The sequence below is a fragment of the Microvirga aerilata genome (assembly GCF_016743775.1).
GTDB lineage: Bacteria > Pseudomonadota > Alphaproteobacteria > Rhizobiales > Beijerinckiaceae > Microvirga > Microvirga aerilata.
In genome coordinates, this window is record NZ_JAEQMY010000048.1 from 23,314 (window position 1) to 37,526 (window position 14,213).

Here is a 14,213-nt window from a genome sequence, read left to right on the forward strand (position 1 = left end):
TCCTCTACGTTTCTAAGGCCACGATAATAGTCGGCCGGATTGGGTTCTGGCGCCTATTGGGAGGCCTCAGGGAACGTGAGTGTCACCACTAGCCCAGCGTCATTCCGAATATCGATGTCCCCCCGGATCTGCTGAACGAGAGACCGAACGAGGCCATAGCCGAGCGATCCTTCCCGAAGCTGCGAGATCCCAACTCCATCATCCTGGACGACCAGTTCAACCGATCCCGGTAGGCTGCGGCGCGACTGGACGAGGATCGCCCCTGACCGTGGTGCTGGGAACGCATACTTCACGGCGTTGGTAATGAGTTCGGTGAGCACGATGCCAAGCGGAACCGCCGTGTCGGCGTCGACCAGGATCCCATCCTCCATCGTCGCCTCGAGGTGGATGCGATCGTCGTTCTCCGTGATCGGCCTCAAGGCCTCGCACAGGTCCGCCACGTACACGGAAACATCAACACGCTGAGCCTTTTCCGACTTGCTGAGGAGGTCGTGCACCCGCGCCATTGCGTTGAGCCGGTCATGGGCTTCATCGAAGAGGGCCCTCACAGCCGGATCCGGCTGCCGTCGGCCCTGGATGGCGAGGAGAGAGGCGGCTATGGCAAGGCTGTTCTTGGCCCGGTGGTTGACCTCGACCAGCAGCATCCCCCGCTCGGCGACCAGAGCCGATAGCTTGACGTTGACGGCTTCCAACTCCTGGGTTCTAGCCGCCACTCGGGCTTCCAGTTCAGAAGCAAGCGTCCGAAGGTTCTCTTCTGCGTCATAGCGTCGGGTAATGTCGAGGTAGGAGAGAAAGTGATTGGTGACGGTACCTTGGCCGTCATCCACAGGACTGGCGAACAGCATGGCCCGAAACGGGCTGCCATCCTTTCGGTACTGAAGGATCTCCAGCGTCTCGTCCCGTCCCTGCTGGATCGCGGCCTCATAGCGCCGGATGGCCTCCGGGTCGGTGCCCTCGCCATTCATGAAGTGCGGGTCCTGTCCGAGCAACTCATCCGTGGTGTAGCCGGACAGGTCGACGAAGGATTGGTTGACGAAAACGATTGGATTGCCAGGCAGGGTGGCGTCAGTCACGAGCATCGGCATCCGGGTCCGCCGGACAGCCTCGACGAACATCCCGCCTTGCTGCCGAACCGCCTCGATGTGCCGTTCGGAGACGGTCCGTTCAGTGGTGTCCGCCTTGTTCTCCTCAAACTCGTTCATCGCCACTCCGGTTTGGTATGGGTGAAGTGACAGCTCTCGGCCGTGCTCAGCCGGTCGCTCAATCCTTTGTCCCGCAAGCCGCTCATGCTCTGATCTCATGCTCTCGAACAGCACGCTCCGTCGCACCTGATCGGATCCGGTACGAGACCTCGCCGGTCTCGTCGGCCGGCATGAGACGGGTTACCTCGTAGATGCCGCTGCCACTGGCACGGCTGTCGGAAATCGGCGCACGCACGAGGCGCACCATCTGACGGATCTTGTATTTGTGAAGCATTTTGGTTTCCGTGTGAGACTGCGCAGTGGCGGCGCGATGTGGGTAAACAAAAAGCCGCTCCCCAGGGGGAGCGGCCTTGATGGCTCAGTGCAGGTAAGCCTGCACCGAAGTGACGACTTTATGCCATCTCGATATTATTGACGGCGATCTTGCCGGAGCGGCGGTCTTCAGCCGTGTCGAAGGCAACCTTCTGGCCTTCGACGAGGCCGCGCATGCCGGCGCGCTCGAGAGCGGTGGCATGGACAAACACGTCCTTGCTGCCATCGTTCGGCTGGATGAAGCCGAAGCCCTTCATGTCATTGTAGAACTTTACTGTGCCCGTGTTCATGGGAGTATCCTTAGGCTATGCGTGAGTGCACGTGAGTTTGAGGTCGCACAGAAGTGCAGCCCTGTGCTCGGGTTCGTCGATGTTTGGGGAGAGTGCCTGAAGATCCGCCTGGCAAAGCCACAAGCGAAACGGCCCGATTGTTCGGCCAAAGTCGATAAGTTCAATATGGGGCTCTCATACCGGATTACAAGGTTGGCAGCTGCGCCCATGCAGAGACGATACAGCCAGGGAGACGCGGCCGACCGATGCTGTGACGTGGCTCACGCAGGTGACTTCGATTGCAAAGGAAAGGAGCCGCCTCTTCGCCAGTTAGCTTGGCTTTCAGGGAAAGCCTTCCGCGGGAGCATGGCCGGGCTTTGAAGCAGCTTTATAGGGATCGGGTCCCAAGCAGGAGGCGGCGGAAGTCGCTAGGGGGATGCTGCCGCCCGTCCGCATCGGTGATGAGGACGTCGAGCACTCCGTCAGCAATAAAGGCACGGGCCTTCTCGACCGCTGCGGCCGCTGTCTCGCAGGTGACCGCCAGCAGCCCATTCAGTGCTTGTCCCGTCACAACGAAGAACATGCAACCTCCCCTTGGTTGAGCATGTTGGCACAAGATGTGATTCGTGATCCGATCACCAACCTTTTCTGATGGGTCGGCCGATATCAAATTTGAGCCCGCCAGTTCTTGTTGTAATCCAACAATGTCTTGTGCTTACACGGCGTAGGCTGTTGGCGGCTTGAAGGTCCGCAACGGGTCATGCTCTGCCGATCCCCGACCGCTCGCGAACGTCTGCTTCGGCTGAGTTAGCTGCCCTCCGCCTAACTTCTCAGATGTGCCAAAATCGGTCCTTACGACCAGCGTTTCCAACACTTATGCTCTCTGGTCCGTCGACGCTCTGGTTCGGATCAGCGCATCATCCCCCCGGCCTTAAGCTTGACGCGACGAGCCCCACTGAGAGTGCATGAACGGTTTCAGATGATGTCTCCTGCTCCGAACGTCTGGAGGTTCGCAGGTTCAACGCTCTTCACCTCTTAGAACAACCCGGCGGTTCCTAAGGCTGGTTGACCTCTTCGATCACCAACTCGAAGGTCACGCAAACGGGGTTGTCTCCGCGGACGAGACTCCCTGAGAAAATTTGGCCTTCCATGTCGACCACATCGATCTGGAGCGAGGCTCTTGGCCGGCCTTGGGCACTCTCCACCCTGCCTTCGTGGATCAACACCTCCGTGGCGTATGCCTCCACGCGCCCACCATCGGTGAATCGCACCCCGTTCAGGCTGCCGATGCCGTAAACATTTGCCCTTCCGATTCCCTGCCTTGAACAGATGTCCTCAATGGCGAGGCTGATATCCTCATTGGGCCGGACCTTCGCCAGCAGCACGCGCGAACCTACCGGCTCCTGCCTGTCTTCGGCGACCGGTGCGGGTTCGAACAGGGTAAAGTTCGTCTCGAGGTCAGGCAGAGCCTTGAAGGTAGCGCGCCCCAGGCCGATCCCGCTGACCTCCATGGGCTCTGCCACCACGGTTTCGGGGGCCAGCATGTGGCCCATCTGCATGCCCTCCGTTGTCTCCCAGATCCCGTGACAGTGAACGAAAGGCTTGCCATCGCGCTGCCCGACAATGGCGCAGGCGCGCGTGATCTCGACCAAGCCTTCAGGTGCAAAGGTGTCGCTGAACCAGGCTACGTGATGGGCGTCCGGCGATGCAGCCGGCATGACGAACCTGAACGGCTCGCACCGTCCGCCCATGAGCGTCACGAATCCTCCGACGCAGCCCGAAGCCGCGAATCCCCTGGCGATAGCCGCGTCGACCGAATGCCCCGGTTCGAGTACGAAGCGCAGCCGAATGGGCACGCCTGCGACTTCGACCGTGCGCTCCAGGGATACGGGACCCGGGTGATGGATATGCCTCATTTCATTTACCTGCCTTTGTCAGGGTCTTGGGCGCCCTCGGCACAGGACCGAGATCTCTCAGTCCGCCCGCATGATCTGCTGGGGGTCAGCCCTTGGATCGCGAGGTCCCCATCGACCGGCTTCGACCTGAGCGATGAACTCGGCCACCACACGGTTGAACAAGGCGGGCTCCTCCAAGTTCAGGGTATGGCCCGACTTCGGGAACATGGCGAGGCCGGAGCACGGTACGGTGCGCTTCAGGAAGATGCCCGGCTGAATGGAGTGATCATCCTCGTCACCCACGACCACCAGCAGGGGAACCTGCATGGCGCTCAGTTCGTCCTTCACATCGTAGAGCGAAGGGCGGCGCATTTGGACGCCCCGCATAGTGTTGGCGGCCCCGCGGGCGGAGTGTTTCGCGAGCCTTTCGGCAAACAGCGTCCAGCCGCGTGGATCCTTGTCCTGGAACTGAACGCGCGACGCGCTCTCGGCGTAAACGGGGGTAAACCCCTCGGCGCCCCGCTCCTCGAAACCTCTCGCAACCTGCTCGGAGTTCTGGCGGAAGGCCTCCTGGTGCTCCTTCTCGGAGCCGTAGCCCGCACCGGCAACGACGGCCGACAGCACACGGTCCGGATGGCGCAAGGCAGCATGCGCGCAGGCGAATGCGCCCATGGAAAGACCCACGACGTGGGCCTTCCCGATCCCTGCCGCATTCATCACGGCAACGATATCATCGGCCGCTCGCGCCTGTGGATACTGCTCCACACGCTCCGGAATATCCGAAGGTAAATAGCCCCGGGCCGCAAAGGTAATGCACTGGGGCCGGCCGGAGAAGTAACTGACCTGAGGCTCCCAGCTCCAGTAATTCCCGCCGAACTCGTGCACGAACACGAGGGGCCTGCCCTGGCCGGCGGATTCGTAAAAGAGCCGCACGCCGTCGCCCGTGCTTGCAAATGCCATTACGATCCTCCTTCAACGGAACTCGGAGACGGCGCAACTCTGCCCACCGTCCACTGGTAGGCAAACGCCGGTGATGAACTGGGCCTCATCAGAGGCCAGGAACACGGCGGCGTTGGCGATATCCCAGGCTGTTCCCATCCTGCCGACCGGAACGGCCGCGTTGCGTGCCGCCACCATCTCCTCCACGGAGGCGTATTGCCCAGAGATCTGCCGGTAGATCAGCGGGGTGTCGATGAGGCCGGGCATAATGCAGTTGGCACGAATGCCCTGGCGGGCATACTGCATCGCGAGCGCCACGGTAGCCTGGTTCACCGCCGCCTTGGTGGCGTAGTAGGCAAAATAGGGATATCCGGTCCACCGGATCGCCGCGAGCGAGGAGATGTTGACGATGGCGCCTCCGCCCTGACGCAGCATGTGGGGGATGACGGCCTTCGCCGTGCGGTAGACGGGTCCGATGTTCAATTTGAGTGCGGCCTCGAACTGCTCTTCGCTGAGCTCGACCGGCCCGCCCATGTGGGTGACGCCGACGTTGTTGTGCAGGATGCTAATGCTCCCGAAACGCTCGATGACCTGCGTTACTGCGCTCTCGACTGACCCCGTGTCAGTGACGTCCGCCGCGACGGCAATGGCCTCGCCGCCTTCACCCGCAATGATGGATGCGGTTTCCTCCGCAGCTTCCTGCACCAGGTCGATGCAGGCTACGCGGGCCCCTTCCCGCGCATAGGCGGCGGCCGCAGCCTTGCCGTTTCCCCATCCCGGCCCCGAGGACCCTGCCCCGAACACGACGGCAGTCCTGCCTATAAGACGATCAACCATTCATCTCCGCTCCACCTCGCAGCGCTAAGGCGCCAGACGCCGCTGCCGTGGCGCCATGCCGTTCACTTTGCAGGAAGCCACTCCTCGAGGGTGACCTCAAACGTCATGCAGATTGGGTTCAAGCCGGCGACGAAAGGTCCGCCATAGACATTCCCCTCCGGGTCTGCCACGACGCCCGTGAGTGCTGCCCTGAGCGAGCCGTCATCGCCCTGACGCACCTCGCCCGCCAGGCTGACGATTTCCACGGCCGGACCTTGGATCTGGAGGTACTTACCGTCGATCGTGCCCATGCATGCATCCACGAGGCTGCCCAGCGCACCGCGCACGAATGCGTTTCTGAAGCCTTCGGCGAGACACAGCTTCTCCACCCCTTGGACGAGATCCTCGTTGGGAGCGATCCTCGCGTAGGCCACACGGCCCATTGAGCCGTTCTCGACGGCGATCATCTCACCCATTGGTCGTTTCCTTGTATGGTTGAAGAAGCGCAATGTTCGTTTCGGGATCGTAGGCCTGCCGGAGTTCAAACTCGTCGAGCGAGGTGACGAGAACTGGGACCGGATCGCGGCTGACGATGCAGGTATCCGTCAGGATGTGGCCACCCTTGACCTCCCCGCTTTCGGTGCGGATCGCGGCATGGCAATGCACGAGCGGCGAGCCGTTCATGCTTGTTCCCAGCGTCGCATTGCCGAAAATCATGTACGTGCGGCCGGCGGGAACCGGCTTGGAATAGGCGATTACAGCCTGCCCCTGCTGATCAGGAGGCGCGACGCAATATTGAACGCCCTCGAAATAGCCGCCGAGGATTGTCGTCGAGGCAGACGTGATCCCCATTTCCGCCAGTGGCTTCACGAGGCCGTCGAAAAGGCTCACGCCGGGCAACAGCGCCAGTCTGACATGCCGCCCCTTGGACGAACGAAGGCTTTGAATGCGAACCGGGTTGAAGCGGCCGGGGTGGATCAAGGTACGCGGCCGGGGCAACTGCGTCGTGACTACCCGTTTCATCAGACACCTCCGGAGGCAGGTGCCAGCTCACGCACGTATCGACGCCAGCGCCTGACATAAAGCGCCGCTCCCTCGGTCAGGTTCTGCACGCCGGCATCATCGATCTCCCGAATGACACGGCCCGGGGCCCCCATGACGAGTGAATTATCGGGAATGACCTTGTTCTCGGTGATTAGCGTGTTCGCGCCGATCAGGCAGTTCCGACCGATCTGCGCTCCGTTGAGGATGGTCGAGTTCATGCCGATCAAGGTGTTCGAACCGATGGTGCAGCCATGCAGCATCACCTTATGACCGATCGTGCAGTCCTCGCCGATCGTCAGCGGATATCCGGGATCGACATGAAGCACGCAGCCGTCCTGGACATTGCTGCGTTCGCCGATCTCGATGAGGTCGTCGTCGGCACGCAACACCGTGCCAAACCAGATGCTGGCCTCGCGTTTAAGACGAACGTTGCCGATCAGAACGGCTCCTGGAGCGATCCAGTACTCGCCCTCTTGGGGAAGGACAGGTGCTGTTTCAGCAAGGGAGAACAAATGGGTCATGTTTGAGCCTTCTATGCCTGGACAGGCGGATCGAAAGCGGCGGACGGCTCGCCGATGATGCCCGCGGTAGTGAAACCGCCATCAACGCAGATCGTCTGGCCGGTGACGTAGCTGGACTTGCGATCGTCGAGGAGGAAAATGGCCGCTCCGGCGATCTCGGCAGGCGATCCATAGCGCCGCTGTGGCACCGTGGTCATCCAGGCGGCGCGCACCTCCGGTGTATGGATCTCCTGCACGAGCGGCGTCTCGATCGGACCGGGAGCGATCGCGTTCACCCGAATGCCGACGGACGCGAGCTCGACCGCCATGACCTTGGTCATCGTGAGCACGCCGCCCTTGGACGCGCCATAGGCGACGCGTCCCTTGTTGCCCTTGATCCCAGAAACGGAGGCGATGTTGATGATCGAGCCTGCGCCGCGGGTGCGCATGTGCCTGGCCGCCTCCCGCGAGACCACGAAGCTGCCGATCAGGTTGACTTCCAGCATCTTCCGGAAGAGATCGACGCTGGTGTCGAGTGCCGGAACGTCGCGCCCGATGCCGGCCGAGTTGACGACACCCGTCAGGGGGCCGAACTCCGCCTCGCAGGCCGCGATGGCGCGGACGACAGCGTCCTCGTCCGCAACGTTCATCTGCTCGTACCGCACGCGGTCGCCCGGTGCGCCGAGGGAATCCCGGCATCGGTCGAGGTTACCCGGATCGAGATCGGCAACGATCACGCGCCAGCCCTCCCCAAGAGCCGCCTCGACCACCGCAAGGCCGATGCCCGACGCTCCTCCGGTCACGAGGACCGAGTGTTGCTGAACCATGTTTGTCTCCCCATTAGGCGAATGATGCGCCGTTTCCACTCAGGCCGAGGCCTGAGCGGGTTGGTCGAGTGGCAGGCAGCCGCGCGCCTCGAGTTCCGCTCGGACGTCCTTCTTGGTGATCTTGCCGTAACCGGACTTGGGCAGGGCATCCCAGAAAAACACGCGCTTCGGAAGCTTGTAGCGGGCGACCTTGCCCTCCAGCCAGGCAAGAAGTTCCGGCTCGTTGAGCGTAGCGTTTGGCCGCAGCACGCAGACCGCCACGCCAACCTCACCCCAGGTCCTGTCCGGCACGCCGAGGATGGCGACCTCCGCGATCGCCGGGTGGGTCAGGATCTTCTCCTCGGTCTCACGCGGGTAGACATTCGAGCCGCCGGATATGTACATGTCGGAGGCTCGACCTGTGATATAGAGGAACCCTTCCTCGTCGAGGTGGCCGAGATCGCCGGTCCGGAACCAGCCGTCGCGGAAGGCCTTCGCGTTGGCTTCGGGGTTGTCGTAGTAGCCCGCGAATACGGCCGGACCGCAGACGCAGATCTCCCCCGTCTCACCTGCCTTGAGCTCGCGGCCCTGGTCATCCTGGATCGAGACCTGCATCCCAATGCGCTCGTAGCCGCAGGTACCCACTTTCACGCCGGGTGCATCTTCGGTCTCGTGGAGCGCAGGCGGAAGCACAGTGATGTTGCCCGTGACCTCGCCGAGCCCAAAATACTGAACCAGCACCTTTCCGAGCTTCCTGAGGGCGTGCTTCTGGTCCTCCCGGTACATGGGTGCACCCGCGTAGATCATGTAGCGCAGGGACGAGTGGTCGTGCGCGTCGACCGATGGGTGTTCGGTCAGCATCTTCACGATGGTGGGAACCGTAAACATATTGGTGATCCGCCAATGCGCGACCAGGTCCCAGGCCTCGTCGGCATCGAACCGGTCGCTCTTGAGCAGGACGGTCTTGACGCCCCGGGCCACCTGCACGAGCTGGTGGATGCCCGCTCCGTGCGAGAGCGGAGCCAGGACCAGGGAGGCGTCCCGATGCGTGGTGCCCGGCATCAGGTCGCAGAGATGGTTCGTGATCACGAAAGCCATCTGGCCATGGGTGAGAACGGCAGCCTTGGGACGTCCCGTCGTGCCCGACGTGTAGAAGAACCAGCACGGATCGTCGTGCTCGACCGACGCAATCGGTACGCTCTGTCCGGAGTGCTGTGTGACGAGGGCGTCGTAATCCTCGCCGAACGCCGAGGCGCCGATGGAGACGACGAAGCGGATCGCCGGAGCGGCCTCGCGCGCGGCGGCGACATACTCCGGGAAGTCGCAATGGCAGATCATCGCGGAGGCGCCGCTCGACTGGGCGAGATAAGCCACCTCGCCCGGGGTTTGGCGATAGTTTGTCGGCACCCAGACGGCACCCAGCCGGAAGCAGGCGAACATCGACTCGAACATCTGGTTGCCGTTCTTGGACTGCACCAGGATGCGGTCGCCCTTCTTCACGCCCCGTGCGGCAAGGGCCGCCGCCATGGCGTCCACTCGCTGATCGAGCTCGGCCCATGTCCAGGTATCCTCGCCCCGGACGAAGCCGATCTCGCCGCCATATCGCCGCGCCACCTGACGCAGGAAGTGGGAGAGGTTCATGACCCGCTTGGAGACTGGCGCAACGCCGCCCGCGGGAGCTTGATCGAGGCTCGTCATTTGCGTCGCTCCAGGATGGACACGTAGTTGGCGACAGCCGCACCGCCCATGTTGAAAACGCCCGCGAGCTTGGCGTCCGGGATCTGCATGTCGCCAGCCTGGTTCATGAGCTGGAGGCAGGCCATGACGTGCATCGATACGCCAGTCGCGCCGACTGGGTGCCCCTTTGACTTGAGACCGCCGGAAGGGTTGATCGGCAGGCGGCCGTCCTTCTGTGCAATGCCTTCACGAACGACACGGTAGCCTTCTCCCGGAGCGGCGAGTCCCATTGCCTCGTACTCGATAAGCTCGGCGATGGTGAAGCAGTCATGGGTCTCGACGAAGTCGAGATCGTCCAGGGTGATGCCGGCACCTGCGCGCGCCTTGTCCCAGGCCATCCGGGCACCGGCGAAGGCCGTCGGGTCACGCCGCGAGAGCGGCAGGATGTCATTGACGTGCTGGCGGGTGCGGAAGGCGATTGCCTGCTGGAGGCGCTCAGCCGTCTCCTCGTCCGCCACGACGAGAGCCGCCGCCCCATCCGAGATCAGCGAGCAGTCGGTCCGCCGCAGGGGCGCTGCCACATAGGGATTTTTGTCGGACACGACGTTGCAGAACTCGAAGCCGAAGTCGCGCCGCATCTGTGCGTAGGGGTTCGCGACGCCGTTCCTGTGGTTCTTGGCGGAGATATGAGCCAGTTCCTCGCTCCGGTCACCGTAGCGCTGGAAGTAGTTCTGCGCGATCCGGCCGAACACACCGGCAAAGCCGCCGTCGATGTCTGCTTCTTCCTTCCGGTACGAGGCGCTCAGCAGGATATCGCTGGTTTCGACTACTGGCTTGGCAGTCATCTTCTCGGCCCCGACGACCAAGGCGACTCGTCCGCGACCGCTCTCGATGAAGTCGAGAGCTGTATAGAGTGCGGCCGATCCCGTCCCACACGCATTCTCTACGCGGGTCGCCGGAACGTAGGCGAGAGCCGGATGATCGAGCGCAACCTGGGCGGCCTCGAAGCCCTGCTTCGAGAAGCCATTGTTCATAACGCCGACATAGATCCCGTCGACGTCCTCAGGTCCGACCCCAGCGTGAGCGAGAGCCTCGCCCGAAACTCGCGCCATTAGGCTTTCGACGTCGGGATCATCCAATTTGCCGAAGGGTGTATGAGCCCAACCAACAATACAAGCACGTGTCATGTCTGCAATTCCTTCAATTTGTAATTCGATGTCGTGTTGTCGTACGCTTACTGGTCGAGCGACCCTCAAGGCTTGCCGGCGAAGGTCGTTAGAGGAGCCCAATGGAGATCCAGGGCACCGTGGCGATTATGACGAGACCAACGAGCAACGCCACGAGGTACGGCCAGATCGCGCCGATGGCCTCATCCGGCGGGACGTTGCCGATCTTGCAGGCGAGGTAGAAGCCCACGCCGATCGGTGGTGCCATGAGGCCGATGTTCATCGCCGTGACCATGACCATCGCGTAGTGGATGTCGTTGATCCCGAGGTTCTTCGCGATCGGGAACATCAGCGGAGCCATCAGCACGATGGCTGGTAGGCCCTCGAGCACGCTGCCCAGGATCAGGAACACTACAATGGTCACAGCCATGAACGAGAGCCAGCCGCCGGGTAGGCCTGTCATGAACGTCGCGAGGCTCTGGGCGACGCCAGCCTGCGTAATCGCCCACGCCATCGCGAGAGCGGTGCCGAGGATCAGCAGGATCGATCCGGTGAGAGCTGCCGTCTCCACGAGCATACCGTAAAACGTGCGCCAACCGATGCCGCCGTAGAGGACAATGCCGACGAACAGGGCATAGATCACCGCAATGGTCGAGACCTCGGTGGCCGTCGCCACGCCGCCAGCCACCGTGCTGCGAATGAGGAACGGCAGAACGAGGGCAGGCGCCGCAACAAGGAGAGTGCGTCCCACAAGAGAGAGAGGCGCCCGGCTCACCTTGGACATGTCTTCGTGCCGGCTCTTCCAGCGGGCCAGGATCGCCAAGACCGCGAGCAGGACCATGGCGACCACGATGCCGCTGGTGAACAGGCCCGCAATGGAAACGCCTGCAACAGAGCCTAGCACGATCAGGACGATGCTGGGCGGCACGGTGTCGGCCATGGCAGCTCCCGTCGCAAGCAGCGCGATCATCTCCCGCGGGCTATGGCCGCGACGCTTCATCTCCGGGAAGAGCGCCGGAGCGACAGTGGCCATGTCGGAGACCTTGGAGCCGGAAATGCCGGAAACCACGAAGAGCGAGCCGAGCAGCACGTAGGACATGCCGGCGCGGACATGGCCGAGCAGCGAGGCCAGGAAATCGATGATGGCCTTGCCCATGCCCGTGGCATCGAGGATGCAGCCCAGGAAGACGAAGATCGGAACCGACAGCAGGATCAGGCCGGACATGCCCTCATCCATGCGGCCAATCATGACGAAGCTTGGGACTTGTGTCGCGAAGGCAAGGTAGCTCAGCGTGCCGATGCCGAAGCAGAACGCGATGGGAACACCGGCAACGAGACATGCGGCGACGAATACGACGAGGAAGAGAACGATCTTGCCGTTGCCGAGTCTGACGAGGGAGGGCGAGAAGTACCACAGCAGGCCAGCAATCATGGCAATCACGAGGGCCGAGACAATCAGGTCCCGCCACGATGAAGTCCGGAGGGCATACGCGAGCACGATGCCCAGCATGGCAACCATGCCGAAGGGAATGGCGGCCGCGCGGAAAGTGTTCGGAATTTCCAGTGCGGGCGTGGTGATGTACCACTCCTCCATCGCATAGTCGAAGGCCGGAGGCCCCAGCGACAGCAGGAAGGTGGCGATCACCAAAAGCCCGAAGGTCTCCACGAACCGCTGTGTCCGCTCCGGCATCATGTTCAGGAACAGCGTTAGCCTGAGGTGCTCATTACGATCGAGTGCAATCGCTGACCCGAGCATTGCGAGCCACAGAAAGCATAGTGATGCGACTTCATCGATCCACACCACCGGAATCGAGAATAAATAGCGGGAGATGACGCCAGCCAGCAACAGGACAATGATAGCGACCAGCAGGGCCGACGAAACGATCTCAAAAGGCCTGAGAAGGCGGGAGCCTGGCCGGATATCGTCCTCGACGACGGGCACGGATTCCGGCGCGGCGAGCACGTGTGCGGAGGAAGTCATGTCCAACGCTCCTATGGATTTGTGGGGATCACGTCCGATGGACGGAGAGGCGTCCGATCCGCGGACGCCTCTCCCTCGGCAGCAGAAGCGTGATTGCTGGTATCGATCGCCTAAACCAGGGTGCCGACGGACTTCTCGAGGATGGCCCAGGCTTCGTCGCCGTACTTGCCCTTCCATTCGCTATAGAACCCGGCCTTGCGCAGCTTATCGCGGAACGGCGCTGGATCAGGCTGGTTGACAACCATGCCCTTTGCAGCGAGCTCCTGCTGAACGGTGGAGTTGAGCTTGGCCACGTCCTCGCGCTGTTTTTCCCCTGCTGCGTTGATGTGCTTGGCCACAACTGTGCGAACATCCTGGGGCAGTCGCTCCCAGGCGCGGCGGTTGCCCAGGAACCAGAACCCGTCCCACATATGGTTGGTCATGGAGAGGTATTTCTGCACCTCATACAGCTTCGCGGTCGAGATGATGGCCAGCGGGTTCTCCTGACCGTCGACCACCTTGGTCTGAAGTGCCGTATAGGTTTCGTTGAAGTTGATCGACGTGGGCGCAGACTCAAATGCCTTGTACATGGACGTCCAGAGCGGCGAAGGAGGCACGCGAAGCTTCATGCCGCGCAGGTCGTCCGGCGTGCTGATCGGTTTCGTCGAGGCCGTGGTTTGCCGGAAGCCGTTATCCCAGATCTTGTCCATAACAACGAGGTTTGCCTTGGCGATCTGCTGACGAACGTAAGCGCCGAGATCGCCATCCATGGCCTTCCAGACGGTTGCATAATCTGGGAAAGCAAAGCCCATCCCGTTGATCGAGGCGGCCGGCACGAGCGTCGACAGGATTAGGCCCGACAGGGTAAAGAACTCAACACCGCCCGAGCGCACTTGGCTGAGCGTGTCGGTATCGGAGCCGAGCTGACTGCTGGGGAAGATTTGCATCTCGAAGCGGCCATTGGTCTCGGCCTTGATGGCCGCGGCCATTTCCTGAGCCCGCACGTTCATTGGATGCGTAGTCGGCAGATTGTTCGCGTACTTGTAGGTGAACTCGACCTGCTGGGCGCGTGCGATGAACGGCGCTCCTACGACCCCGCCTGCGAATGCGGTTGAGCCGGCAATGAGCAGACGGCGACGAGAGATAATCATATAAACCTCCTGGCAGGCCTCACTGGACCTTTGCGTTTCCTTGGATCTTTTAGGGTCCATCGAATGGACCTTCTTATTGTCTTGGGCTAAGAAGAACGCTACAACACACTTTGTCAAACGATAATTATCTCTCCTTCGAATAACCCGTCGGGCAGGCTCTAGAGGTCCACATAATGGAACACCCAAAGAGGACGTCAGCCAGAACGGCCGTGCAGACGATTGGCGATGCCGCTGCCGGCGGCGCTCAAAGCATCGACCGTGCCGCCACCCTGCTCCTCCTCGTTGGTCGGGCAGGGCCCTCGGGCGCTCGCCTCTCGGAGCTTGTCGAGCAGTGCGATCTTTCCAAGCCGACCGTCCGCCGGATGCTTCTCGCATTGGTAAGGGCAGGCCTTCTCGACCAAGATCCGGAAACACGACGCTACTACATTGGACCTGAAATCTACGTTCTGGGCACCCTCGCAAGCACTCGTTTCGGC

At 62.0% G+C, this 14,213-nt stretch carries 16 protein-coding genes; 1 reads left to right on the forward strand and 15 read right to left on the reverse strand.

Annotated features, from left to right (window positions below; genetic code table 11):
• Positions 1–53: 53 nt before the first annotated feature.
• From JKG68_RS22390 to JKG68_RS22460, 15 genes are all read right to left on the reverse strand, one after another.
• A complete protein-coding gene (locus JKG68_RS22390) occupies positions 54–1,202 on the reverse strand; it encodes a histidine kinase dimerization/phosphoacceptor domain -containing protein (RefSeq protein ID WP_202063568.1) in 1,149 nt (382 codons plus the stop codon).
• Between the two features lie 82 nt (positions 1,203–1,284).
• Positions 1,285–1,476 carry a hypothetical protein gene (locus JKG68_RS22395; RefSeq protein WP_202063569.1) on the reverse strand — a complete coding sequence of 64 codons (192 nt, stop codon included), beginning with the start codon at positions 1,474–1,476 and terminating at the stop codon, positions 1,285–1,287.
• Positions 1,477–1,594: 118 nt separating this feature from the next.
• On the reverse strand, positions 1,595–1,804 hold the full coding sequence (locus JKG68_RS22400) for a cold-shock protein (protein WP_202063570.1): 210 nt from the start codon (positions 1,802–1,804) through the stop codon (positions 1,595–1,597).
• Between the two features lie 367 nt (positions 1,805–2,171).
• Positions 2,172–2,366, reverse strand: coding sequence for a hypothetical protein (locus JKG68_RS22405; protein WP_202063571.1), 195 nt, complete (start codon positions 2,364–2,366; stop codon positions 2,172–2,174).
• Between the two features lie 472 nt (positions 2,367–2,838).
• Positions 2,839–3,699: a PCC domain-containing protein gene (locus tag JKG68_RS22410; RefSeq protein ID WP_202063572.1), complete on the reverse strand. Its 861-nt coding sequence runs from the start codon at positions 3,697–3,699 to the stop codon at positions 2,839–2,841.
• 57 nt (positions 3,700–3,756) lie between these two features.
• Positions 3,757–4,638 (reverse strand): alpha/beta fold hydrolase, encoded by an 882-nt coding sequence (locus tag JKG68_RS22415; protein ID WP_202063573.1) that lies wholly within the window; start codon positions 4,636–4,638, stop codon positions 3,757–3,759.
• Between the two features lie 12 nt (positions 4,639–4,650).
• Complete coding sequence (locus tag JKG68_RS22420) at positions 4,651–5,454, reverse strand: SDR family NAD(P)-dependent oxidoreductase (RefSeq protein ID WP_202063574.1); 804 nt, start codon at positions 5,452–5,454, stop codon at positions 4,651–4,653.
• Positions 5,455–5,516: 62 nt separating this feature from the next.
• Entirely contained in the window at positions 5,517–5,909 is a 393-nt protein-coding gene (locus JKG68_RS22425; RefSeq protein ID WP_246515737.1) for a PPC domain-containing DNA-binding protein, read from the reverse strand.
• The gene (locus tag JKG68_RS22430) at positions 5,902–6,456 is read right to left on the reverse strand and encodes a PPC domain-containing DNA-binding protein (protein WP_202063575.1); all 555 of its coding nucleotides are present in this window, start codon (positions 6,454–6,456) and stop codon (positions 5,902–5,904) included. The genes JKG68_RS22425 and JKG68_RS22430 overlap by 8 nt, the downstream gene beginning before the upstream one ends.
• Positions 6,456–6,998 (reverse strand): gamma carbonic anhydrase family protein, encoded by a 543-nt coding sequence (locus JKG68_RS22435; protein WP_202063576.1) that lies wholly within the window; start codon positions 6,996–6,998, stop codon positions 6,456–6,458. Before JKG68_RS22435 ends, JKG68_RS22430 begins: the two co-directional genes overlap by 1 nt.
• Positions 6,999–7,009: 11 nt before the next feature.
• Positions 7,010–7,804, reverse strand: a complete 795-nt coding sequence (locus JKG68_RS22440) for an SDR family NAD(P)-dependent oxidoreductase (protein ID WP_202063577.1) — start codon at positions 7,802–7,804, stop codon at positions 7,010–7,012.
• Positions 7,805–7,843: 39 nt separating this feature from the next.
• Complete coding sequence (locus JKG68_RS22445) at positions 7,844–9,481, reverse strand: acyl-CoA synthetase (protein WP_202063578.1); 1,638 nt, start codon at positions 9,479–9,481, stop codon at positions 7,844–7,846.
• Positions 9,478–10,647, reverse strand: a complete 1,170-nt coding sequence (locus JKG68_RS22450; protein WP_202063579.1) for an acetyl-CoA acetyltransferase — start codon at positions 10,645–10,647, stop codon at positions 9,478–9,480. Before JKG68_RS22450 ends, JKG68_RS22445 begins: the two co-directional genes overlap by 4 nt.
• An 88-nt stretch (positions 10,648–10,735) precedes the next feature.
• Positions 10,736–12,607, reverse strand: a complete 1,872-nt coding sequence (locus JKG68_RS22455) for a TRAP transporter large permease (protein ID WP_202063580.1) — start codon at positions 12,605–12,607, stop codon at positions 10,736–10,738.
• Positions 12,608–12,717: 110 nt separating this feature from the next.
• Positions 12,718–13,737 (reverse strand): TRAP transporter substrate-binding protein, encoded by a 1,020-nt coding sequence (locus tag JKG68_RS22460; RefSeq protein ID WP_202063581.1) that lies wholly within the window; start codon positions 13,735–13,737, stop codon positions 12,718–12,720.
• Positions 13,738–13,910: 173 nt separating this feature from the next.
• Between JKG68_RS22460 and JKG68_RS22465 the strand changes: the two genes are divergently transcribed.
• Positions 13,911–14,213: helix-turn-helix domain-containing protein (locus JKG68_RS22465; RefSeq protein WP_202063582.1), on the forward strand; the 303-nt coding region annotated here is incomplete at its 3' end.